Origin of the sequence: Nonomuraea mangrovi (assembly GCF_042681425.1) — a bacterium.
Lineage (GTDB): Bacteria > Actinomycetota > Actinomycetes > Streptosporangiales > Streptosporangiaceae > Nonomuraea > Nonomuraea mangrovi.
In genome coordinates this window covers 21,287-40,108 of sequence record NZ_JBHUFV010000026.1, presented here as the reverse complement: position 1 = coordinate 40,108, position 18,822 = coordinate 21,287, and the positions used below count along the sequence as shown (strand labels likewise).

Below are 18,822 nucleotides of genomic sequence, written 5' to 3'. Positions count from 1 at the left end.
GGGTGATGTGCCGGGGCTGGGCGTTTCGCGGACGTGGACCGGGTAGCTGACCCACCACGAATCTTCGACCATCTGGAGTGGACATACATGAGTGACCCGTGGAGCTACCGCGAAGACGTCGTCTCCGACCCGACCATGAGCCTGGTCGGCTACGACGTCGAAGCCACCGACGGCAAGATCGGTTCGGTGGACGAGCAGAACAACGAGGTCGGTGCCAACTACCTCGTCGTCGACACCGGATTCTGGATCTTCGGCAAGAAGGTCGTCCTGCCCGCCAGCACCATCATCCGGATCGACCCCCAAGAGGAGAAGGTCTACCTCGCCCGCACCAAGGACGAGATCAAGGACGCTCCGGAGTTCGACGAGAACACCTACAAGGACACCGCCTACCGGCGTGAGGTCGGCGACTACTACGGCCGTTTCCCGATGCCGTAGACAAGGCGCGGCTTGTCGGGCTCCCCGGACCGGGGAGCCCGACTCTTCATGTCGAGGGGAGGCTCACGGGGCGACGGTCAAGTCCTGCTCGCGCACCGGTGGCCACTTCCCTGAGGAGTGCTTCTGCGCAGGCGATCCAGCCGGCTACAGACTCGCCTGTGGGTCGGGTTGGTAGAGCTCCTTGAGCGGCGCCACATCGGCACGGGTGACGTTGAGCCGCACCTCGGAGGCGAGCGCCTCCACCTGTTGCCAGGTGACGAAGCGGCTGTCGTGGTGGAGCCGCCGGATGAGCATGCGGACCAGAGCGGGGCTTCTGCCTCCGGGCCCGCGCTCGTAGCCGAACAGCTGGCCGGTGCTACGGGGCGCCACGACGAGCCCGCTCAGCCGGAAAGCGTGTCCCACCTCGCCGAGCAGTGGGCCGTCCTGACTCAGTTGCACGTCGGCCACCTCCCGACCGGCCGCCCTTCGCTGTCGATGACCCGGCAGCCGATCACGTCGCTCATGCGCAGGAGACCACTCCTGCTGGTCCTGGCCGGAAAGAGTGCGGCGGCATGCCCCGCTGCGCCGCTGCCGGGAAGCGGCGCGATCACACGGGTGCGCGCCCAGCGTTCCAGCGCCGCCTCCTGGGGTCCCCGCCCACCGTGATCGTGCTCCCGATGCCGGCGACCTCGCGCATGGCGATCCGCTGCGGCGCCGGGTCCTCCTCCGGGCAGAACAGCTCGGTGGTGGCCACCATGAGGCGCCCGATCACTCCGCCGATCCGCGGCCCCAACGCCAGCGGCCCTGCCAGGATCGCCGTGACGTGCCGGGCCCGCCAACGAGATTCCTCAGCGACCTCGCCGACGAACCGGGAGAACCATTCGGCGGCTGCGGCCGAACATGGGGCCGCCGGCGCGAGCCGGCCCGCATGACACCGGCCAACGAGCCGCCCTCGCTGTCGAAGCGCCGGCCCTGCCCATCGTCGCCGCCCCGGGGCGCTTTCCCACCCCCACTCCCCCACTCCCCCACGAGACGGCGGACCGGGTTCACCGGATCTCAGCTCGCCGGACCGGTGCACCCGGCACGCGCATACGGCTTCCCAACCCGGACCATCGAGGCGCGGGCTCTTGCTCGCCGGTTCGGCCGGGGTGGTCGCTGCGGGTTCCCTACCTCTGGCGTCCGAGAGGGCAGCAGGACCGGCGCGTCGGAGGCGGCCCGCTGTGGGACGCGAACCGACCCGCAGGATCCGCACGTTGTCCGCGGGACAGAGCAACTCGTGTTCGGCCCGGACGGTGAAACACCCGGCGGCGTCGCCGATACCGTGCGCCTATGGTCAGCGCGTTGGCCTCCGCCCGCAGACGGCTGGCCTCAAGGTGCTCTACGCTGTCCAACGCGGCCATAGCAGGATCTGGACGAGGTTCTGCTGACGGATCGTCACACGGGGCGAATTAAGCTACACAAAATGCAAATATTCATGACATACCCCTTTGAGGAGGCCTGACATGGCCCTCTGGTCCATGAGCCGCCGCAGAAACGCCATCAGCGCGCTCGCCTTGACCGCCGTCCTGGGACTGTCCGCCTGCGGCGGCTCAGGAGACGGCACCACCACCGCGACCGCCAGCCCTGGCGGCGCGGGCGCGTCCGGTGCTCAGCTCGTCAACCCGGGCAAGCTCACGACGTGCACGAACATCCCTTACGAGCCGTTCCAGTTCAAGGACGCGAGCGGCAAGGTCGTCGGCTTCGACGTCGACATCGTCGATCTGGCGGCCAAGAAGCTGGGGGTGACGCAGGATATCGTCGACATCGACTTCGCCGTGATCAAGAGCGGCGCCGCCATGGCCGCCAAGAAGTGCGACGTGGCCGCCGCCGGTATGACGATCACCGACGAGCGCAAGCAGAACATCGACTTCTCCGTGCCGTACTTCGACGCCACGCAGGCGCTGCTGGCCAAGAAGGGCACCGGCGCCAAGTCCCTCGAGGACGTCAAGGCCAAGGGTCTCAAGCTGGGCGCTCAGGCCAGCACCACCGGCCTCGACTACGTCAAGAAGAACGGGTTCGACCCGACCGAGTACGCCGACTCGCCCAAGGAACTGCTGGCTTTGCAGGCGGGGCAGGCCGACGTGATCGTCCAGGACCTGCCCGTGGTCCTCACCTGGCTGAAGAAGCCGGAGATCGCCGCCAAGTTCGAGCTAATAGCCAGCCTCGACACCGGCGAGCAGTACGGCATCGGCCTCAAGAAGGGCGCCGACCCGGTCCTGCTCAAGACGATCAACGACACGATCACCCAGGCCAAGGCCGACGGCACCTACGAGCAGATCTTCGTGAAGTGGTTCGGCAAGAAGCCCGGCGAGCTGGGCTAGTACATGTCGGATCAGCCTGTTGCGGCTGCGCCGGGCCGTGCCCGGCTCAGCCCTCGCAAGAAACAGAAGATCATTCGCGGCAGCCAGTACGTCGTGCTCGGTGTCGCCCTTGTCGCGCTGGTCCTGTATGTGGACTGGGCGAGTCTTGCCCAGAACTTCGCCAAGGGCGACGTGGCCGACAAGGCGCTGCCTGAGCTGTTCACGATCGCGCTGCGGAACACGCTCATCTACACGATCGGCGGCTTCGTCCTCGCCTTCGTGCTTGGGCTGATCTTCGCCCTCATGCGAATCTCACCGGTGCGTCCTTACCGGTGGATCGCGACGATCTACATCGAGATCTTCCGTGGCCTGCCGGCTCTCCTGATCTTCCTGTTGATCACCTTCCTGCCCCTGGCGCTGCCCGGCTTCGAGGTGCCTGGCGGCACCTACGGCCAGGGCATCCTGGGGCTCGGCCTCGTCGGCGCGGCCTACCAGGCCGAGGTCTTCCGTGCCGGGCTGCAGGCCGTGCCGAAGGGACAGACCGAGGCGGCCAGGTCGCTGGGCATGTCGGCGGCCAGGGCGCAGTTCACCGTGGTGATCCCCCAGGCGATCAGGATCGTGATCCCGCCTACCACTAACCAGTTCGTCAGCCTGCTCAAGGACTCCTCGCTAGTGCTCTTCCTCGGAGTCTCAGGGCAGTACGTGGAGCTGGCCAAGTTCGGCAACGATCTGGCTTCCCAGTACGCCAACGCCACGCCCATCATGGTCTCGGGACTGACGTATCTGATCGTCACCGTCCCGCTCGGCTATCTCGCAGCCCGGCTGGAGAAGCGCAAGGGGAGTGGTCGATGACGCCCGCCATCGAGATCAAGGGGCTGCACAAGTACTTCGGCGCGAACGAGGTGCTCAAAGGCATCGACGTCACGATCGAAGCGGGCCAGGTCGTCTGCATCGTCGGCCCCTCGGGCTCGGGCAAGTCCACGTTGCTGCGCTGCGTGAACCTGCTGGAGCAGCCGACCAAGGGCACCGTGCACGTCGAGGGAATCGAGATCACCGATCCCGACGCGGACATCGACGCGGTCAGGCGCCGCATCGGGATGGTGTTCCAGCAGTTCAACCTGTTCCCCCACATGACAGCGCTGCAGAACGTCATGATCTCGCAGCGTCGGGTCCTGAAGCGGAGCAGCAAAGAGGCCGAGGTCATCGCCAGGGACAACCTGAACAAGGTCGGCGTCTCAGAAAAGTGCGACGCCTACCCCGCCCAGCTCTCCGGCGGTCAGCAGCAGCGGGTGGCCATCGCCAGGGCGCTGGCCATGAACCCCGACCTGATGCTGTTCGACGAGCCCACCTCTGCGCTCGACCCCGAGCTGGTCGGCGACGTGCTCGCCGTCATGCGCAAGCTGGCGGAGGAGGGCATGACCATGCTCGTGGTCACGCACGAGATGGGCTTCGCTCGCGAGGTGGCCGACCGCGTGGTGTTCATGGACGGCGGCGTCATCGTCGAGGACGGCCCGCCCGCCCAGGTGATCGGCGACCCCAGGCACGAGCGCACCCGCTCGTTCCTCAAGCGCGTCCTGCATCCGGAAGGCTGAGCACGGAGAGCGCGTCTCTCATGGCCGGCTGCCGGCCCCTTACCCGCTCCCAACCTCTGTCGCCTACGTCAACACCCAGCTCGTCCCAGCCGTTCTGCTCGATCCGCACGGGTCGACCGGAGGTCAGGTGCCCGGCGACCGCCTGACCCGGCTGGCGAGCAGCGTCACGGTGACGATCACAGGCCTGCCGCCGCTGTGCCGAGAGGATCACTCTTCATGGGGCGAAGCATCGGGTCGCGATCACGACGACCGCGCTGAGCGCCAACAGGGCAGAAGAGATCTTCAGTAGCGTCGTCTTGACGTGCTGGCGTCGAGCAGACACCTCCGCAGGTGATTCGAGTCGCAAGGCAGATCCGTATCGGCCGGTGAACAAGAGCGCTGCGATCGCGAACACAAGACTGATAATGCTCAGCGGAATCGCGACAAAGGCGATCGTTCGCCAAACCAGAGACAGGTGGAGCTGGGCGCCGAGACTTTTCACGCAGATCATCATGGCGACCGCGACGATAGCGATGGCCAGCAGATTCTGCGCAGCGGCCCGAAGCATCCAGCCTCCCATGTTCCAGATACGCCATGCCGACGTCGTACACGAAAGATCGCGGACGTCATCCCAGACAACGCCGCGGTCACCGGTGTCGACGGCTGTCCCGGGAGTCCTCGGGGAGGTTCCGCGTCCCGTGGTCCTCCTACTGAAGCGTGCGCCCATGTCTCCCCCTGCACATGACGCCTGGCCGGACGACGGCGGCCGGCGATACTCGCCGATTCTCCGCGCATGGCGCCAAGTGATCATGTTCGCGCATGAGCCTTGCGTACATCTTGTCGTCCGCATGTGGCTCGAAGTCTCCGAGCGGTGGAGCGGGGTCATGGTCCGTCACCGGGCCGCCCGGCGGACGTGATCATCAAGGACCTCTACATCCACAGCGCCGGGTGGGCCTTCGGCAGCGCCCACACCCACGACCGCCTCGTGCGCGAACTGGCCGCCAGGACCGGCGCCGCCGTGGTCCTCTCCGAGTACGATCGCGCGCCCGAGGCGAAGTACCCGACCGCGATCGAGCAGAACTACGCCGTCGCCAGTAGGTGACGCGCCACGGCTCCGGCAAGGGCCTGGACGCCTCCCGCATGGTGGTGGCGGACGACTCCGTCGGCGGCAACATGGCGGCCATCCTGGCGATCATGGCGCAAGAGCGGGGCGACGTCGCGGTCAAGGGCCAGATCCTGTTCTACCCGGTCACCGACGCCGACTTCGACACCGGCTCCTACCACCAGTTCGCGCTCAGCTACTTCCTCAACCGCGACGGCATGAAGTGGTTCTGGGACCAGTACACGACCGATCCCGCCCAGCGTGCCGAGGTGTACGCCTCACCGCTGCGCGCGAGCCTGGACCAGCTGAGCGGGCTGCCGCCTGCCATGATCCTGAACGGCGAGGACGACGTGCTGCGTGACGAGGGCGAGGCCTACGCCAACAAGCTGCGCGAGGCGGGCGTGGAGGTCACCGCGGTCCGATTCCAGGGCATGGTCCACGACTTCGTCATGGTCGACCAGCTCCGTGACACCCACGCCAACAAGGCGGCGCTGGAGCTCTCCACCGCGTTCATCCGCCGGTTACTGGGCACCGGCTGAGCCAGGCGCGTGGAGCTCGAACCACCCGGCATGACGCCGCACCGGCTTCGATGGCTTCCGGACACAGAACGTCCGGATTGGCCTCTACGGTGGCGCCATGACCAACAGCGACTACTGGTGGGAACCACCCGCCGCCGGCACCGAGGCCGAGCACCTCCTCGGTGCGCTCGGGCGCCTGCGCACGACCTTCCGCTGGAAGACCGACAACCTCGACGCGGCCGGGCTGCGGACTCGCATCGGCGCCTCCTCGCTGACGCTGGGTGGACTGCTCAAACACCTGGCATGCGTCGAAGAGCAGATATTCAGCACCAAACTCAGCGGCGCGCCGCTCGGCCCGCCATGGAACACCGCAGACTGGGCCGCCGACCCCGACTGGGACTTCAACTCGGCCGCCGACGACACCCCCGAAGACCTCTACGCGCTCTGGGACGCCACCGTCGAACGGTCGCAGGCGAGGCTCGAAACGGCCCTGGCCGCCGGCGGACTCGACCAGCTCGTCCACCTCGCCTTCCCCGACGGGCGCCATGTCAGCCTGCGCCGGCTGATCTGCGACCTGATCGAGGAGTACGGGCGGCACACCGGGCATGCCGACCTGCTCCGCGAGGCCGTGGACGGGCTGGTCGGCGAGGACCCACCGGCTGGATGGCACGCGAAGTCACACGGACCACACCCGCGCGGCTGACCTGCATCCGGCAGAAGCCCGCAGACCGCCGGCCGGCTCCCCACTACTTCCCCAGCGGACGACCAGCAGCTCAAACCCGCACCGTCGCAGGCTTGATTCCTTTCACCAGCAGCCACAGTGCCAGGACCATTTCGTTCACGGCCAAGGGCAGGATCAGCAGAGTGTTGACCGCCGAGGAGGTGGTGAGCAGGCCGAACATGACCAGAAGACCGCCCGCCAGGTAGGGCGGCACAGCGGCGAGAGCCCAGCCTGAGATCAGCCGGGGAACGACCCGGGAACGGTACAGCAGATAGTTCAGGAGGAGGACGCTCAGGCAGAAGAAGACGACGCTGGCGGAATATCCCCACGTGTCGTACGTCTGAGCCAACTCTCGCACGTAGTCGAACCGTTCGGGGTCGTTCGGCGCACCTTGCGGCTGCGGTGAGGCCATCGAGAGCAGCAGGAGCGGGCCGATCGCGGCAGGAAGCACCAGAACGGCCTCGATACCCCTGGCGACGACGTAGCCGAGAGCGAGCGCCTCGTTGTGTTCCTTGAGAACGGGATAGAGGATCGGGGGGATCATGGCGATCGCGGCGGCCATGACCAGCACCATGAGGGCGCCCGCCGCTACCTGGTGATGGATCTTGGCGAACTCGTGTGGTGCGGAGATGTGGTCCGATGGTCCCAAGAGGGCCACGCTGAGTACTCCCGCGGCCGTCGCGATGACGAACAGCGTGCCGACGACTCGTGCCGTTGTGCGCGTTTGCATACTTCCGCTACTCCCTCGTCCCAGCCACCAGCCCGGTGGTCTGCGTTGCCACGTGGCTTCGGGGCCAACGATGCCCTTGCGTGGTGGGCAGACGGTTGGCCGCCGGTGTGCGCGCGGTGGGGATGCCGTCGGCGTCCGGGACAATCGGCTGTGAGCGGCATGTCGTCGGCCTGCGGCCGGGTCAGTCAGGGTTGAGATGTCCGGGAGTCCCGTGGTGCGGATCCATCTGTTCGGCGGCGTCGGTGCCGTCACCGATGACGGCCGGCCCGTCGACATCGGTTCGGGTCGTTCCCAGGCGGTGCTGGCCGCCCTCGCCATGACGCCCGGCACTCCCGTACCGGTCGCGCGGCTGGTCGAGCTCGTGTGGGGCGACGCGCCGCCCAGGACGGCCGAGAAGACGCTGCAGTGGCACATCTCCCGACTGCGCAAGGGGCTGGGTCCCGCCGTGATCGTCAGGGCGGGCGCGGCCTACCGCCTCGACGTCCGGGCCGATGCGGTCGACATCGCGCGTTTTCAGCGGTACCTCCGCGAGGGCGACGTCAGCGCGGCCCTCGCCGAGTGGACGGCGCCTCCCCTGGCCGGGGTGGATGCCCCCGGCCTCGCAGCGACATTGGACGGGCTGACCGAACAGTGGCTGAGCGCCGTCGAGGTCGATCTGGAGTGCCGGATCGAATCTGATCCGCAGGCGGCCGTCGGGCCGTTGACCGAGCTCGCGCGGCGCCATCCCTTCCGGGAAGGGCTCTGGGCGCTGCTCATGACCGCGCTTTACCGGGTGGGCCGTCAGGGCGACGCGCTCGAGGCGTTCAGGCAAGCCCGGCACAACCTCGTCGAGCAGCTCGGCGTCGAACCCGGACCGCGGCTGCGGGCGCTCGAGTCGCAGATCCTCGGTCACGACGATCGGCTCGGTGAACGCCGCGAGGCGGCGCAAGGACCAGCCCGTCCTCCGTCGGGGACGGAGAACGTCGCATCGATCGACGATTCGACGGTGGGCAACCTTCCCCATCGGTCGGGCCGGCTCATCGGCCGGGATGAGGATCTGCGGGTCATCGACGACATGGTGGCCGCATCGCCCCTGGTGACTCTTGTCGGGCCGGGCGGAATGGGCAAGACCCGGCTCGCACTCGCGGCGGCCCGCATCGCGGCAGGCAACCGCGGCTGGGGCGGATGGCTGATCGAGCTGGCGACGATCAGATCGTCAAGCGAGGTGCCCCGCGCCGTGGCCGACGCGCTGGGTGTCACACAGCGCGCGGGACAGAGTCTGACGCAGTCGGTCATGACTGTCCTGAGGTCGCGTCCGGCGGTATTGCTCATCGACAACTGCGAACACGTCATCGAGGGCGCCGCCGAGCTGGCCCACGCCATCGTCACGGGCACCCAGGCCCGCGTGCTCGCCACGTCCCGTGAGCGGCTCGGCGTCGACGACGAGCTGGTCCTCGTCGTCGGGCCGCTGGATCGCCCCGCCGGCGCCGAGCTGTTCCACGCCAGGGCGCTGGCCGCGGATCGGACCTACGACAGACGCCTGTATCGGGACGAGGTCGACGACATCTGTCGCCGGCTGGATGGGATACCGCTTGCCATCGAGCTGGCGGCCGCACGCGCGAGAAGCCACAGGCCGGCCGATCTGGTCGCCCGGCTCGACGATCGTCTCCGGGTGACCGGCGAACGCCGGACCGGTGTCCCGCGCCATCGCACCCTGCGGGCGGCCATGCGATGGTCCTACGACCTGCTGGGCCGAACAGGCCCTGTTCCAACGCTTGTCCGTCTTCAACGGCTCGTTCGACCTCGGCGCGGCGGAAGCCGTCACCGATGAGGCCTCGGCGCTACTGGACGTCGACGGCATCCTGGGCGTGCTGGTGGAACGGTCGATGGTCGACGTCGAGTCAGGCCCGTTCGGCCGGCGGTTCCGCTTGCTCGAGACCATGCGACAGTTCGCCGCGGAGCAGCTGCGGGATCACGGGCAGACCGACCCGGTCGCCGAGCGTCACGCGAGGTGGTGCCTCCGCCAGGTCGGCGTCATCGGCGGGCTCCTCAGAGGACCCCGCGAGATCGAGGGCGTCGCCAGGCTCGCCGAACTGTGGCCGAATCTGCGTGCGAGTGTCGCCTGGGCCTGTCGAACCGGACAACCGCGACTGGCCGATGCGCTGGTCCGGCCGGTCGTGACCGAGATCACTCTGCGAGGGCTGCAGGAGATCGGCGACTGGGCCGAGCGCCTGCTCGCCGTGACATCGCAGGGCGATGAGGACCTGGTCGCGTTCTGGCTCGTCTGGGTCGCCGAGCGGTACACCCAGAGCGGCAACCCCGACGGCTATGACGACGTCGTGAGCCGCTGCGGCGAACCCGACCTGCCCTTGAGCCGGTACGCCCGAGCGTACGTGTCCGGCGACGGCGAGGCTCTGCGACGGTGCCTGCCGACAGCCACATCCGAGCTGCGCGACCAGGGCGAGGAATACCTCGCCGTGTTCCTGGAGATGACATCGGCCGGGACGCTCCTGGGTATCGGGCGCTTCGACGAGGTCGACGCGTCCGTCTCGGCGCTGGCCGACTTCTACCGGGCCCAGGGACCGCCGACGCTGCTGCACTGGGCGTTGCAGACCCTCGGGTACTCCGCCTCGTTCCAAGGTCGCCGCGACCAAGCCGAACGGTACTTCGACGACGCGGCCGACGTCGACCTCCCCGAGGGCGCGCTCTCGGCCAACAAGGCCATCGAGGCCCGGACGGCGTTCCGGCGAGGGCACCGGGCGCAGGCCTTCCGACTGCTCCGTTCCTACATCGATGAGCTCATCGAGACTGGCAACGTGATCGCCGCCGGCGTGGTCTCCATCGAGTTCATCACCATGATGGCGGCGATCGACCGTCTCCCCGAGGCGGCGTACATGATCGAGTATCTGGAGGGGATCAACGACTTCGGCGCACTGGCCACCCGCACCCTGGTCGCGGAGGCCGTGCACAAGGTGGCCGCCCGGTCCGATACGGCCCGGGCAGGGGCCTCAGGGAACCGTCTCGACGACCGTCAAGCCCTTGCCTACATGCGCGACGTTCTCGGACGTCTCGCCTGAGGTTCGGTGGCTCGACGCCGACTCCCGTTCGTAGCCGCTCGTGCGGGTTCTCATCCGTGTCACGGCCACCTCACGCTTGCCCGCTACGCCCAGATAGCGGCTGATGCGCCCACTAGGGTGAGGCGGGATACGTGAGGCGTAAGGGGAGATTGAGAACGGGCATGACAACGCAACAGCCGGTGCTCGTCGCCGGGCGGTACGAGCTGATCGACCAGATCGGCCGCGGTGGCATGGCCGAGGTGTGGCGTGGCCACGATCGCAAGCGAAACCTGTCCGTCGCCGTGAAGATCCTCGACCCGCTGGCCGGAGGCATCACCGCCGCCGAGCGATTCGCCCGCGAGGCTCGCGCCGCCGCACAGGTCATCCACCCCAACGTGGTGAACGTCCTGGACGTCGGAGCCGACGAGTACCGCCGGTTCCTGGTCATGCAGTTGCTCACCGGCCGCAGCTTGGCCGCCGAGCTTGTTCGGCGCGGCCGATTCGACGTCGCGGAGGCCTGTCACCTCCTCGCCCAGGCGGCAGCCGGGCTCCATGCCGCTCACGAGGTGGGCGTGGTGCACCGGGACATCAAACCGGCCAACCTGCACCTGACCGCCGACGGCACCATCAAGGTGGTCGACTTCGGCCTGGCGCACATCGCCACCGAGGCGGCCCGGCTCACCACGGTCGGCACCATCATCGGTACCCCCGCTTACCTGGCTCCCGAGCAGATCGACGGCTCGGGCGGGATGAACACCACCGACCTGTACGCCTTGGGCTGCGTGGCCTATGAGCTGCTGTGCGGGCAGCCGCCTTTCAGCGGGTCCCCCGCCGAGCTGGTCTACCAGCACATCCACAGGTCACCCGTGCAACCGGGCGCCCACCGCCCTGGTCTCCCCGCGGAGCTGGAGCGGCTCATCCTGGCCATGCTCGCCAAGGACCCCGCCGCCCGGCCCGCCAGCGCCGACCAGGTCCGGCAGATCCTTCTCTCCGTCGTCCACACCGCCCAGGCAGGCGGCCGCCATGCCGGATCGCCGGCTCAGGCAGCACCTGTGCCGCCACCAGCGGGGATGACGCGGGTCGCGGACACCGCCGTCCTCTTCACGCCACTCCCACGGCCCGGCTCCGCCAGAACGTCGCCCGCGAACAGCCAACGCCTGCTGATCCAGCTCGCCGCCGCCCTGGCCGCCATCGCGCTCGTCACCTTCGGCGCCGTCGCTCTGTTCTCCGGCTCGGGGCAACAGGCCGCGCCGCCCTCCTCCTCGCCTGCGGCCGTCACGGCAGAACCACGGCAGCCGACCTCGGCCGCCGCGCCGACCAAGCCGATGCCACGGCCTACCCGCAGGCCGAGCGCGGCGCCCACTCCTCCACCGCAAGGCCCCCGAACCTGGCTGGCCGCCTTCGACCGCGCCATCACCGCTCAACAAGCCAACGGCGGCATCGACGCGAAACTGGCCGACAAGGCACACAGGAAGATCCGGGACGCGGCCAGGAAGCTCGCCCAGGGCAAGGCGGGCGAGGCACGCGAGAAGATCCAGGAACTGGGCCGCGACCTGGCCAAGGCACAACGCCAGGGCAAACTCACCGACGGCCCGCTCACCGGCTTCCTCGACCGCTCAGGCCTGGGCTGAGTGAAAGACGGCGGCTGAGGGCTGTCTCCTGGATCAGGCGCGGAGCCAGACCACCAGGGCGACCAGCGTGATGGCGCCGAGGAAGAGGTAGGCGCGTTTGTCGCATGGAGCGGCCGCTACCCGAAAGGCGACACGCACAGGCGGCGGGGTAGGTGCACGCGAGTCCACAGCCTGTTCCTCCGCGCGCAGCGGAGGGCGGTCTAGCTTCGGCGAAGGCACCAGCGGCCGGTGGACGGGAGTACTGCCATGAGCATGGCGGCAGCCGCCACCACGGCCGTCAGCGGGGCGACGACGAAGACGACCATGGAGGCGGGCGTGTCCATGGACAGCCTCCCGCCTGTCAGAAGGTACTGCGCGCCGGCGCTCATACCGTGCACGGCCACCACGCCGCCGGTCGCCGCGATCATCCAGCGCCCTGCCGTCCTCTGCCGGAACAGCAACAGCGCGCCCTTGGCGAGCACGTACCCCTCCACCACGCTCACCGCGAGATTCGCCAGCAACAACGTGACCGGCGCATCGCCGGGGAAGCGCAGGAGCAACTCGGCGACCTGAAGGATCATGACCAGAAGCCCTGGAAGGCACAGCAGCGCCAGCGCTATCGCGGCGGTCGCGGTGCCGCCACCGTGCTTGATCCCCATGGTCGGACGGCCCGCCGTCTGGGGCGCGGGCGGGAGCGTGTCCCCACTGCGCCGTTCGGGGTGGATCTGCCGTGGCGCTGCGGGCCCGCCGCTGGAGGAGGGGCGAGGGTCCGGGCCGCGCAGGCGTTCGGCGACGGTGGCCGCGTCCTTGGGCCGGTCATCGGGCCGTTTGGCCAGCAAGTCCAGCACCAGGCTGCTCAACCGGTCGTCGATGTCGGGCCGCACGGATTGCGGGGGTGCCGGGATCTGGTTCAGGTGCTGGTAGAGGACGGCGCCGACGCCCGAGCCTGTGTCCACCCATGTGGTCCCGGTCAGCATCTGGTACAGCACGCAGCCGAAGGCGTACAGGTCGGTGCGCTCGTCGACGGTACGGCCCTCGATCTGCTCGGGCGCCATGTAGAGCGGAGTCCCCGCGGACGACCCGGTAGCGGTGATCTTGGTGGCGTCGGCCAGGCGGGAGATCCCGAAGTCACAGACCTTCACCCATCCGTCGTCGGTCAGGAAGAGGTTGGCCGGTTTGATGTCGCGGTGTACCACCCCGTGCCGGTGGGCCGCAGAAAGGGCATCGAGGATCTGCGCCGCCCAGTCCGTCACCTGCGCGAGGGGTAACCCGCCCGGCCGCTCGTGCAGTACCGAGGCCAGGTCACGCCCCCGCATCAGCTCCATCACCAGGAACAGCAGGTGAAGCCCCCCGTCGGTGTGTTCGTCGATGTCGAACACCGTGGTGATCCCCGGATGGTTCAACGCCGCGGCGATCTCGGCCTCCCGCCGGAAGCGCGCGACCCCGGCCCCGTCGGCCGACGCGCTCAGCAGGAGGATCTTGACCGCGACCGGGCGGCGCAGGCGCTGGTCCACGCCCCGCCACACGTCGCCCATGCCGCCCTGTCCGAGAGGCGCCTCCAGCCGATATCGCCCGGCCAACTCCAGACCACTGCGCATCGGCTCTCCTCGGCGTGGAAGATGAGGCGTCCAGGTTAGTGGCGGCCCGGCTCGGCGGCATCCTCAGGTGCTCAGCACCTTGCGGAGCACCTCGCCGAACTGGGCGGGGTGCGTGCTGAGTCCCGTGTGCCCGCCGGGGAAGTGGATGAGCTCCGTGCCGAACCGCTCGGTCAGGAAGGCGGCGGGACGGTAGGGCAGTTCGCCACGCGAGTCCGCTCCGCCGCCGAGTACGAGCCGGTCCGACAGAGCCTTCAGGCGATCCAGGTCCGGGGCGTAGGCCATGAAGCTCGGCACGATACGCCCGATGAAGTAGGGCATGTCAGCCATCGTCCGCTCAGCTCGCGCCGTCGCCTGTGGCGGTAGCTCCGTGGCCGCATGGGCGTCGACGGGATCATCGCCGGGCCGCCGGAGGCCGGCCGCGAACACGGCCACCGCGGGCATCAGTCCCTCCCGGCGGAAGGTGTCCTGTACTCGGGCGAGCATCGCGCGATGCTCGGCGGCGTCCGGCAGCACCTCCACCACCGGCGGCTCGTGCGCCACGACGCGTTCGATCCGCTCGGGGTGGGTGGCGAGCAGGTCCAGCGCGACGATCGCACCCGAACTGCTGCCGACCACGCGGGCGGGCGCGCCGGGAGACAGCAGCTCCAGCAGCCGGTACGCGTCGTCGGCGTGCTGCGCCACCCGCTGTTGGGCCTCCGGGTCGTCCAGCGGGCTGCGGGACAGGCCGCGCGGGTCGTAGGACACGACGGTGTATTCGGCGGCCAGGTCGTCAGCCACGCCGTCGAAGGACGCCGCGCCGCCCGCGCCGCCGGGGATCAGCAGCAGGAGCGGACCCCTTCCGCGCACCTCGTAGTGCAGGGTGGCACCGTCCACGCGCAGGCGGCCGATGGTCGGGCTGGTCATGTCGGATCTCCTTCATGGTGTGCGGGCCAGTGCTCCAGGAGGGTGTGCAGAGCATCGAGGCAGCGGACCCATGAGTCCTCCGCCGGGCGGGTGTGCGCGAACCCGCCCGCGGCCTCGAGGCCGATGAAGCCGTGGAGCATGCTCCGCATCAGCCGGACCGCGTCGGTCAGGTCAGGCTCGTCCAGTGCGTAGCCGCGCAGCATGCTGTACGTCAGCTCGATCGCGCGTCGTGGCCCGGGGGCCTGGGCCACGAGCTCGGGGTCGATCTCCATCGGGATCTGCGTCGCCGTGTACCGGCCCGGGTGGTCGTGGGCGTACGTCCGGTAGGCGTTCGCGAACGCCACCAGGGCGTCCTTTCCCGCCCGCCCGGCGGTGGCCTCCGCGATGCGGATGGTCTTCTCGTCCGCCGCCAGCAGGGCGATCCGCCCGCGCAGGTCCTGCAGGTTACGGACATGCGCATAAAGGCTGGCGTCTTTCACCCCGAGGCGCCGCGCCACTGCCGACATGGTCACGTGGTCAAGCCCGACCTCGTCCGCCAGCTCGGCACCGGCGAGCGTCACCCGGTCCGCCGTCAACCCGGCCCGCGCCATGGGCACGCCACCCTTCTCCTAGAACACTTCGATCGAAACTAATGAGACTAGGCTAAACCTAAGGCTCCTAGGATAGCAAGGCGAGCCGCAGCAGCCCCGAGCCCTCGGCGCCGTCGTCGCAGCCTTGGATCAGGTGTGATCACGAGTTCGTTGTCATGCGGATCGGGGATGCGGGTGAGCCCAGTCCGTGCGGGCATGGCGAGCAGCGGCCGAGGAGGAAGAGGGCGATGAAGCCGCGGGAAAACGCCGTCCCAGGTGCGGAGTTCGGCCTGGTCGGCATCGGCCCGGACGCGGGTGGCGCACCAGATGCGCCCGGGGCCGGTCATGGACAAAGGCCCTCGCATCGGCGGATGCGAGGGCCTGCTGGTGTCCGGCAGAGCGGCATTCACTTCTTATGGCTGTTTCGCGTCAGACGCGCTCCCGGGTGCCACGAGTCGCCTTTGTGTCCTGCGCTCACTGACCCGCGGGGTTCCGGGGGTCCCCCGGCGGCAGCCGATCCACATGACCGTCCGGGCCAGGTGCGGGCGCGGGTGCCGGCACGGGCGCAGGCGCGGGCGCGGGCGCGGGCGCGGGCGCGGGCGCGGGTGCGGGTGCCGGGGCAGGTGCGGGCGCGGGCTTGGTCTCCGGCTTGGTCTCCGGCTTGTGCTCCGGCTTGGTCTCCGGCTTGTGCTCCGGGTAATAGTGGTGGTGGTGAACCTCCCGGCCACCCGGGACGACGATGATCGTGTGCCTGTCGCCCCTGCGCTTCTTCTTCCAGCTCTTCTTCCACTGCCTCAGGAAGCATTTGTTCTTGCGGCACTGGCTGGTGTCGACCGACGCCTGAACAGGGGTGGTAGCGGACTGCGCCACGGCGCTGGTGGTCGGGTTGGTGCCGGCGCCGGCCGGCTGCGCCGACATCAGCAACGGGGCGACGAGCGCCGAGGCCGCGATGACGCCGGTGGTGACGGCCTTCTTGAATGCCTGCATGATAGAAAACTCCCGTTATGTGCGGTTTCGGGTCTTTCGGGAGTATTTCTATGTGAACCTCCTTGCATGTCGCTTTCGCGGAGGTTTATTGATGAAGCAATGGCTTTCGTTAGCGGCCTGCAAGCGCAGGGCCGCGCCCTCCCTCATGCCCGCAGGCGTTCGTTCCGTCCTCGGTGTCAGATGAGGACCACGACGGCGATCAGAGCCAGGACGGTGACCACGGTCGCGGCCGTGATCGCGCCGAACCGCGTCGGGGCGAAGAGCCCGGAGTCCAACTGCCGCCCGACGGAGCGGTACCGCACCGTCCCATAGGCACTCACCAGCAGGCCGGCGAAGATCAGGATGCCGCCCGAGACCACGGCGTGGATACCCCTGTGCGGTGCGAACTTCGCCACCGCGACGCCGAGCGCCGCCACGCTGATGCCGGTGCGCAACCACGCGAGGTACGTTCTCTCGTTGGCCAGGTGATCCCGAGCGCGAGTGCCGACATTCGGTGTGGCCTCGTCGTTCATGCGTCCTCCCGGTGCGTTCGGTGACCCGGAGCGGGTCGAGGAGGCGCGAGGGCGGGCGGGAGTTCCTCCACCTCCGGTGACAGCCAAGCCGCCGGCCGTTCGGAATGGGTGACGCCACGCTGACGGAGCGAAACCGCAGGCACGGCCCGGGCGTACCCCGGCCGGCCGCAGGTCGGCCATGTCAACGCACGACAGGACGCCACCAGCTTGGCCGACGGCCGACTCTTAGACCCTTTTGTACCCTGTTTATAACTTATGTCGGGAAGGCACCTTTTATGGCTGACCTTCCTTTTCATGACCGGACCGACTTCGACAACGCCGAGCGTGGGTTCGTCGCGCGGCTGAGCCCGGCTGTGGTCAAGACCGCCGACGGCCGGGTCGTCTGGGACAACGACTCCTACGACTTCCTCAACGGCGAGTGCCCCGAGGGCGCCCACCCGAGCCTGTGGCGCCAGGGCCAGCTGTGCGTCAAGCAGGGTCTGTTCGAGGTGACCGACGGCATCTACCAGGTTCGCGGCCTGGACCTGTCGAACATGACGATCGTGGAGGGCGAGTCCGGCGTCATCGTCATCGACCCGCTGATCTCCACCGAGTGCGCGGCCGCCGCACTGCGGCTCTACCGCGACAACCGAGGTGACCGGCCGGTCACCGGCGTCATCTACACCCACTCCCACGTCGACCACTTCGGTGGCGTGCGCGGCATCACCGACGGTGAGGGCATTCCCATCATCGCCCCCGCCGGGTTCATGGGACACGCGGTCTCCGAGAACGTCTACGCCGGCATCGCCATGACCCGACGCTCCGTCTACATGTACGGCCCGGCACTGCCCCGCTCAGCCGAAGGACAGATCGGATGCGGTCTGGGAATGACCAACTCGACCGGCACCCTCTCCCTCATCGCACCCACCGTCGACATCACCCGCACCGGTCAGGAGGAGACGGTCGACGGCGTACGCATCGTCTTCCAGCTCACCCCCGGCACCGAGGCGCCCTCGGAGATGAACTTCCTGTTCCCCGACCGGCGCGCGCTGTGCATGGCCGAGAACGCCACCCACAACCAGCACAACATCCTCACCCTGCGCGGTGCGGTGGTGCGCGACGCCCGTGTCTGGGCCCGCTATCTGACCGAGGCGATCGCGCTGTTCGCCGACAAGGCCGATGTCGCCTTCGCCTCCCACCACTGGCCCACCTGGGAGAAGGACAACATCGTCCGCTTCCTGTCAGAGCAGCGCGACCTGTACGCCTACCTGCACGACCAGACGTTGCGCCTGCTCAACCGCGGCCTGACCGGCATCGAGATCGCCGAGGGAATGCAGATGCCGCCCGCCTTGGAGCAGGCCTGGCACACGCACGGCTACTACGGGTCGGTCAGTCACAACGTCAAGGCCATCTACCAGCGCTACCTCGGCTGGTTCGACGGCAATCCCGCCCATCTGTGGGAGCACCCGCCGGTCGAGCAGGCCAGACGGTACGTCGAGTGCCTGGGCGGCACCGCGGCGGTCGTCGGGCTGGCCGATCGTTACAGGAAGGAGGGGGACCTGCGCTTCGCCGCCACACTCCTCAACCACGCCGTCTTCGCCGACGAGCACGACACCGAGGCGCGCAAACTGCTCGCCGAGGTGTACACCGCTCTTGGCCACGGCGCGGAGAACGGCACCTGGCGCAACTTCTACCTGATGGGCGCTCTGGAGCTGAACGGTGACGTCGTGCCGGCCGGCGTCGACGTCACCTCACCCGACATGATCGCCGCCCTGACCCCTGAGCAGATCTTCGATTCGCTGGCCATCCGCGTCAACGGGCCTCAGGCGTGGAACGAGCGCTTCGCCATCGACTGGCACCTCACCGACTCCGGCGAGCGCTTCCGCACCAGCATGTCGAACGGGGCGCTCATCCAGCAGCCCGACCCGCCCGCCGCCGCTGTGGACCTCACCGTGCGGCTCACCAAGGCGCACCTGCTCGGCCTGCTCGCGGGAAAGGGCACCGACGGCCTCGACCACGACGGGGACATGGGCGTCCTGCGGCGCCTCGTCGCCGTCCTGGACGACCCGACGCCCGACTTCGCCATCGTCACTCCCTAGAAGCCGTCTTCGGGCAGAAAGTCCTCAGCCGTGCTTCCGTCGGGGATGCGCGTTCGAATGCGGCCTCGCGACTCATCATGCCGACCTGTTCCGCTCCCCCGGGGATCTCGCGCCGCCGGGTGTCCGGCGGCTCCA

18 protein-coding genes and 2 pseudogenes are annotated in these 18,822 nt (G+C 68.7%); 11 read left to right on the top strand and 9 right to left on the bottom strand.

The annotated features are described in order from the left end of the window. Positions 1–87: 87 nt before the first annotated feature. Complete coding sequence (locus tag ACFSKW_RS17325; RefSeq protein ID WP_379573277.1) at positions 88–435, top strand: PRC-barrel domain containing protein; 348 nt, start codon at positions 88–90, stop codon at positions 433–435. A 144-nt stretch (positions 436–579) separates the two neighbouring features. Here the strand turns inward: ACFSKW_RS17325 and ACFSKW_RS17320 are convergent, their stop codons facing one another. Together ACFSKW_RS17320 and ACFSKW_RS17315 are read right to left on the bottom strand one after the other, a co-directional pair. Further along, positions 580–873 carry a hypothetical protein gene (locus tag ACFSKW_RS17320; protein WP_379573276.1) on the bottom strand — a complete coding sequence of 98 codons (294 nt, stop codon included), beginning with the start codon at positions 871–873 and terminating at the stop codon, positions 580–582. Between the two features lie 148 nt (positions 874–1,021). Further along, positions 1,022–1,186, bottom strand: a complete 165-nt coding sequence (locus tag ACFSKW_RS17315) for a hypothetical protein (RefSeq protein WP_379573275.1) — start codon at positions 1,184–1,186, stop codon at positions 1,022–1,024. Positions 1,187–1,916: 730 nt separating this feature from the next. On the opposite strand from ACFSKW_RS17315, the gene ACFSKW_RS17310 reads away from it, so the two are divergent. The 3 genes from ACFSKW_RS17310 (at position 1,917) to ACFSKW_RS17300 (ending at position 4,345) form a co-directional block, all read left to right on the top strand. Beyond that, positions 1,917–2,774: an ABC transporter substrate-binding protein gene (locus ACFSKW_RS17310; RefSeq protein ID WP_379573274.1), complete on the top strand. Its 858-nt coding sequence runs from the start codon at positions 1,917–1,919 to the stop codon at positions 2,772–2,774. A gap of 93 nt (positions 2,775–2,867) precedes the next feature. Further along, complete coding sequence (locus tag ACFSKW_RS17305; protein WP_379573273.1) at positions 2,868–3,605, top strand: amino acid ABC transporter permease; 738 nt, start codon at positions 2,868–2,870, stop codon at positions 3,603–3,605. Further along, complete coding sequence (locus ACFSKW_RS17300; RefSeq protein ID WP_379573272.1) at positions 3,602–4,345, top strand: amino acid ABC transporter ATP-binding protein; 744 nt, start codon at positions 3,602–3,604, stop codon at positions 4,343–4,345. The genes ACFSKW_RS17305 and ACFSKW_RS17300 overlap by 4 nt, the downstream gene beginning before the upstream one ends. 214 nt (positions 4,346–4,559) lie before the next feature. Here ACFSKW_RS17300 and ACFSKW_RS17295 read toward each other — a convergent pair whose 3' ends face one another. Beyond that, entirely contained in the window at positions 4,560–4,892 is a 333-nt protein-coding gene (locus ACFSKW_RS17295) for a hypothetical protein (protein ID WP_379573271.1), read from the bottom strand. 360 nt (positions 4,893–5,252) lie between these two features. Here ACFSKW_RS17295 and ACFSKW_RS17290 point away from each other — a divergent pair. Both ACFSKW_RS17290 and ACFSKW_RS17285 read left to right on the top strand, forming a co-directional pair. Further along, a pseudogene (locus ACFSKW_RS17290) lies at positions 5,253–5,965 on the top strand (alpha/beta hydrolase); the annotation flags it as partial. 97 nt (positions 5,966–6,062) lie between these two features. Then, entirely contained in the window at positions 6,063–6,647 is a 585-nt protein-coding gene (locus ACFSKW_RS17285) for a mycothiol transferase (RefSeq protein WP_379573270.1), read from the top strand. A 70-nt stretch (positions 6,648–6,717) separates the two neighbouring features. Here the strand turns inward: ACFSKW_RS17285 and ACFSKW_RS17280 are convergent, their stop codons facing one another. Then, positions 6,718–7,395, bottom strand: a complete 678-nt coding sequence (locus ACFSKW_RS17280) for a DUF4386 domain-containing protein (protein ID WP_379573269.1) — start codon at positions 7,393–7,395, stop codon at positions 6,718–6,720. Positions 7,396–7,591: 196 nt separating this feature from the next. Here ACFSKW_RS17280 and ACFSKW_RS17275 point away from each other — a divergent pair. The 4 genes and pseudogenes from ACFSKW_RS17275 to ACFSKW_RS17260 all read left to right on the top strand — a co-directional run. Continuing rightward, a pseudogene (locus ACFSKW_RS17275) lies at positions 7,592–7,825 on the top strand (AfsR/SARP family transcriptional regulator); the annotation flags it as partial. A 15-nt stretch (positions 7,826–7,840) separates the two neighbouring features. After that, the gene (locus ACFSKW_RS17270) at positions 7,841–9,205 is read left to right on the top strand and encodes an ATP-binding protein (RefSeq protein ID WP_379573358.1); all 1,365 of its coding nucleotides are present in this window, start codon (positions 7,841–7,843) and stop codon (positions 9,203–9,205) included. After that, complete coding sequence (locus ACFSKW_RS17265) at positions 9,150–10,451, top strand: hypothetical protein (RefSeq protein ID WP_379573268.1); 1,302 nt, start codon at positions 9,150–9,152, stop codon at positions 10,449–10,451. The genes ACFSKW_RS17270 and ACFSKW_RS17265 overlap by 56 nt, the downstream gene beginning before the upstream one ends. A gap of 161 nt (positions 10,452–10,612) precedes the next feature. Further along, positions 10,613–12,061 carry a serine/threonine-protein kinase gene (locus tag ACFSKW_RS17260; RefSeq protein WP_379573267.1) on the top strand — a complete coding sequence of 483 codons (1,449 nt, stop codon included), beginning with the start codon at positions 10,613–10,615 and terminating at the stop codon, positions 12,059–12,061. Between the two features lie 200 nt (positions 12,062–12,261). Here ACFSKW_RS17260 and ACFSKW_RS17255 read toward each other — a convergent pair whose 3' ends face one another. From ACFSKW_RS17255 to ACFSKW_RS17235, 5 genes are all read right to left on the bottom strand, one after another. After that, on the bottom strand, positions 12,262–13,638 hold the full coding sequence (locus ACFSKW_RS17255; RefSeq protein ID WP_379573266.1) for a serine/threonine-protein kinase: 1,377 nt from the start codon (positions 13,636–13,638) through the stop codon (positions 12,262–12,264). A 63-nt stretch (positions 13,639–13,701) separates the two neighbouring features. Beyond that, entirely contained in the window at positions 13,702–14,541 is an 840-nt protein-coding gene (locus ACFSKW_RS17250) for an alpha/beta fold hydrolase (RefSeq protein ID WP_379573265.1), read from the bottom strand. Continuing rightward, positions 14,538–15,131 (bottom strand): TetR/AcrR family transcriptional regulator, encoded by a 594-nt coding sequence (locus tag ACFSKW_RS17245; protein WP_379573357.1) that lies wholly within the window; start codon positions 15,129–15,131, stop codon positions 14,538–14,540. Before ACFSKW_RS17245 ends, ACFSKW_RS17250 begins: the two co-directional genes overlap by 4 nt. A 453-nt stretch (positions 15,132–15,584) precedes the next feature. Beyond that, positions 15,585–16,097, bottom strand: a complete 513-nt coding sequence (locus ACFSKW_RS17240) for a hypothetical protein (RefSeq protein ID WP_379573264.1) — start codon at positions 16,095–16,097, stop codon at positions 15,585–15,587. Positions 16,098–16,273: 176 nt separating this feature from the next. Then, positions 16,274–16,609, bottom strand: coding sequence for a YidH family protein (locus ACFSKW_RS17235; protein WP_379573263.1), 336 nt, complete (start codon positions 16,607–16,609; stop codon positions 16,274–16,276). Positions 16,610–16,884: 275 nt separating this feature from the next. On the opposite strand from ACFSKW_RS17235, the gene ACFSKW_RS17230 reads away from it, so the two are divergent. Continuing rightward, complete coding sequence (locus ACFSKW_RS17230; RefSeq protein WP_379573262.1) at positions 16,885–18,687, top strand: alkyl/aryl-sulfatase; 1,803 nt, start codon at positions 16,885–16,887, stop codon at positions 18,685–18,687. Positions 18,688–18,822 lie beyond the last annotated feature (135 nt).

Bases quoted from the DNA above. Each gene is read 5' to 3' on its own strand.
- ACFSKW_RS17325 (WP_379573277.1), top strand. From the start codon at position 88: ATGAGTGACCCGTGGAGCTACCGCGAAGACGTCGTCTCCGACCCGACC.
- ACFSKW_RS17310 (WP_379573274.1), top strand. From the start codon at position 1,917: ATGGCCCTCTGGTCCATGAGCCGCCGCAGAAACGCCATCAGCGCGCTC.
- ACFSKW_RS17300 (WP_379573272.1), top strand. From the start codon at position 3,602: ATGACGCCCGCCATCGAGATCAAGGGGCTGCACAAGTACTTCGGCGCG.
- ACFSKW_RS17295 (WP_379573271.1), bottom strand. From the start codon at position 4,892: ATGCTTCGGGCCGCTGCGCAGAATCTGCTGGCCATCGCTATCGTCGCG.
- ACFSKW_RS17285 (WP_379573270.1), top strand. From the start codon at position 6,063: ATGACCAACAGCGACTACTGGTGGGAACCACCCGCCGCCGGCACCGAG.
- ACFSKW_RS17280 (WP_379573269.1), bottom strand. From the start codon at position 7,395: ATGCAAACGCGCACAACGGCACGAGTCGTCGGCACGCTGTTCGTCATC.
- ACFSKW_RS17260 (WP_379573267.1), top strand. From the start codon at position 10,613: ATGACAACGCAACAGCCGGTGCTCGTCGCCGGGCGGTACGAGCTGATC.
- ACFSKW_RS17255 (WP_379573266.1), bottom strand. From the start codon at position 13,638: ATGCGCAGTGGTCTGGAGTTGGCCGGGCGATATCGGCTGGAGGCGCCT.
- ACFSKW_RS17250 (WP_379573265.1), bottom strand. From the start codon at position 14,541: ATGACCAGCCCGACCATCGGCCGCCTGCGCGTGGACGGTGCCACCCTG.
- ACFSKW_RS17245 (WP_379573357.1), bottom strand. From the start codon at position 15,131: ATGGCGCGGGCCGGGTTGACGGCGGACCGGGTGACGCTCGCCGGTGCC.
- ACFSKW_RS17240 (WP_379573264.1), bottom strand. From the start codon at position 16,097: ATGCAGGCATTCAAGAAGGCCGTCACCACCGGCGTCATCGCGGCCTCG.
- ACFSKW_RS17235 (WP_379573263.1), bottom strand. From the start codon at position 16,609: ATGAACGACGAGGCCACACCGAATGTCGGCACTCGCGCTCGGGATCAC.
- ACFSKW_RS17230 (WP_379573262.1), top strand. From the start codon at position 16,885: ATGGCTGACCTTCCTTTTCATGACCGGACCGACTTCGACAACGCCGAG.